At 71.0% G+C, this 2,951-nt stretch carries 1 pseudogene; it reads right to left on the bottom strand.

Going from position 1 to position 2,951, the window contains the following annotated elements:
- A pseudogene (locus ACGFIZ_RS34090) lies at window positions 1-2,814 on the bottom strand (hypothetical protein); the annotation flags it as partial.
- Between the last annotated feature and the right edge of the window lie 137 nt (window positions 2,815-2,951).

Below are 2,951 nucleotides of genomic sequence, written 5' to 3'. Positions count from 1 at the left end.
GGCGTTCGGGTCGTCCAGCGGCCCGGGCAGCCCGGGCAGATCCGTGTCCGCCGGTGGGGCAGGTACCGGCCCGGGCATCGGCGACGTATCCCCGTCGTTCAGCCAGGACAGGTCCGCACTACCCTGCGGGCGGTCCGGTCCGGGGGCAGGGCCCAGCACCGGTGCTTGCCGGGGCGGACCCGGATCGGTCACCCTGTACCGCGCCGCCTCGCGACCGCGTGCTTCCCGGACCATCTGCAGCAGACCACGGTCGCGCAATGCCACGATCCGGTTATGCACCGTCGACAGCACTTCTGTGCCTGTCGCCTTGGCGAGGGCTGGCTCGCTGGCGGTGATGAGCCCGTCGTCGTCGTCCATACGGTCGATCAGGGCGTTCCACAACCGCCGCAACTGCCGCAGATGCTCCTGCTGCTGCGTTGTGGTGGCGATCTGCTGCGTTGTGGTGGCGATGTGGCCGGCGTGCTGGTCGAACAGCGTCCGGGCACCATCCGGGTCGCGCACCCACTGGCTGCCCTCAGGAAGGGCCGGAAACGATGCTTGCCGGGGCGGACCCGGATCGGTCACCTTGTACCGTGCCGCCCTGCGACCGCGACCTTTCCGGTCCAGCAGCAGCAGATCATGGTCGCGCAATGCCACAATCCGGTTATGCACCATCTGCTGCGGTATGCCTGTCACCGCGGCGAGGGTTAACTCGCCGACGGTGATGAACCCGTCGCCGCCCATACGGCCGATCAGGACGTTCCACAACCGCCGCAACTCATCCCGCTGCTGCGTTGTGGTGGCAATGTGGCCGACGTGCTGCTCGAACAGCGTCCAGGCATCATCCGGGTCGCGCACCCAGCGGCTGCCCGCAGTGGGTTGGGGTTGGGGTTGGTCGGGGTGGAGTGGGGCGGGGGTGGTGGGTGGCTCGTCGGCCGGGTGATGGAGGGTGTCGCCGGGGTGGAGAGTGCCGGCGTCGGTGCGGGTCACCGCTGGGGAGGGTGCGGGGGATGGCTGCCAGTGCATGTCCGTCCCCTGGTAGGTGGCCCAGGCGCCGAGGTTCCCGCTGCCGGCGCCGGCCTGGCCGGGGGTGGACATCGCAGCACCGTGCCCGTCGGTCGCACCAATGTCGGGAACCGGCCCCGCCGGTCCCGCCCACCCCGCCGGCCAGGACGACGCGGCCGGCCACGCCGGCCAGGATGATGCCGTGGGGGCGTTCGGGTCGTCCAGCGGCCCGGGCAGCCCGGGCAGACCCGTGTCCGCCGGTGGGGCAGGTACCGGCCCGGGTATCGGCGACGGAGGTGCCGGTTCCTGTACGCCCGGTCCGGGCGGGAACGGCTGCGTCCCTGGGAGCTGGCTGGGCTGGTCGCCGCTGGGCTGCGACCAGGATGTCGGGTCGGGCGGGGCCTGCGGTAGGGGCGGATCCGTCGGTTGCGGCCCGGGGGCGGGTTCCGTGTTCACGGCCGTGGGCGGGCCGACCCACGCCGGATGGAGCAGATTGAGCAGATCGGCTGGGTCCATCTGCCAGGTGGGCCAGGCGCCGGGGTTCCCGCTGCCCTCGCCGACCCCCCGATTGTCGATGCGCTGCTGGCCGGGGTCGGTGGACATCGCAACACCGTGCCCGGCGGTCACATCAATGTCGGGATTCGGCCACCCCGGTCCCGGCCACCCCGCCGGCCAGGACGATGCCGTGGGGGCGTTCGGGTCGTCCAGCGGCCCGGGCAGCCCGGGCAGACCCGTGCCCGCCGGTGGGGCAGGTACCGGCCCGGACATCGGCAACGTATCCCCGTCGTTCAGCCAGGACAGGTCCTCACCCTGCTGCGGGCGGTCCGGTCCGGGGGCAGGGCCCGGCACCGGTGCTTGCCGGGGCTGACCCGGATCGGTCACCCTGTACCGCGCCGCCACGCGACCGTGACGTTCCCGGACCAGCTGCAGCAGACGACGGTCGCGCAATTCCCCGATCCGGTTATGCACCGTCTGCTGCGATGTGAATGTCGCCGCGGCGAGGGCTCGCTCGGTGGCGGTGATGAACCCGTCGCCGTCCATACTGCCGATCAGGGCGTTCCACAACTCCCGCAGCTCCTTCCGCTGCTGCGTTGTGGTGGCGATGTGGCCGACGTGCTGGTCGAACAGCGTCCGGGCATCATCCGGGTCGCGCACCCACTGGCTGCCCGCAGGAAGGGCCGGCAACGATGCTTGCCGGGGCGGATCCGGATCGGTCACCCTGTACCGCGCCGCCGCGCCACCGTGTGCTTCCCGGACCAGCTGCAGCAGACCACGGTCGCGCAATGCCCCGATCCGGTCGTGCACCGTCTGCTGCAGTGTGGATGCCGCCGCGGCGAGGGCTGACTCGCTGACGGTGATGAACCCGTCGCCGTACATACTGCCGATCAGGGCGTTCCACAACTCCCGCAGCGGCTGCTCCTGCTGCTGCGTTGTGGTGGCGATGTGGCCGACGTGCTGCTCGAACAGCGTCCGGGCCCCATTCCGGTTGCGCACCCATTGGCTGCCCGCGGGAAGGGCCGGCAATGCTTGCCGGGGCGGACCCGGATCGGTCACCCTGTACCGCGCCGCCGCGCGACCGTGTGCTTCCCGGTCCAGCTGCAGCAGACCATGGTCGCGCAATGCCACGATCTGGTTATGCACCGTCGACTGCGATGTGCCTGCCGCACGGGCGAGGGCTCGCTCGCTGACGGTGATGAACCCGTCGCCGTACATACTGCCGATCAGGGCGTCCCACAACTTCCGCAGCGGCTGCTCCTCCTGCTGCGTTGTGGTGGTGATGTGGCCGACGTGCTGCTCGAACAGCGTCCGGGCATCATTCTGGTTGCGCACCCATTGGCTGTCCGCAGTGGGTTGGGGTTGGGGTTGGTCGGGGCCGCTTTCCGTTGGATCGGGCGACTGCCGGCTCGAGGTGGAGCCGGCCCACCGGTGGTGACCGCCAGCGGCGGTGAAGTCCTGCTGGTGCGGCC

This window comes from Micromonospora sp. NPDC048830, from assembly GCF_043198215.1.
GTDB lineage: Bacteria > Actinomycetota > Actinomycetes > Mycobacteriales > Micromonosporaceae > Micromonospora.
The sequence above is the reverse complement of the archived record's forward strand: the minus strand, read 5'-3'. Positions and strand labels throughout refer to the sequence as shown.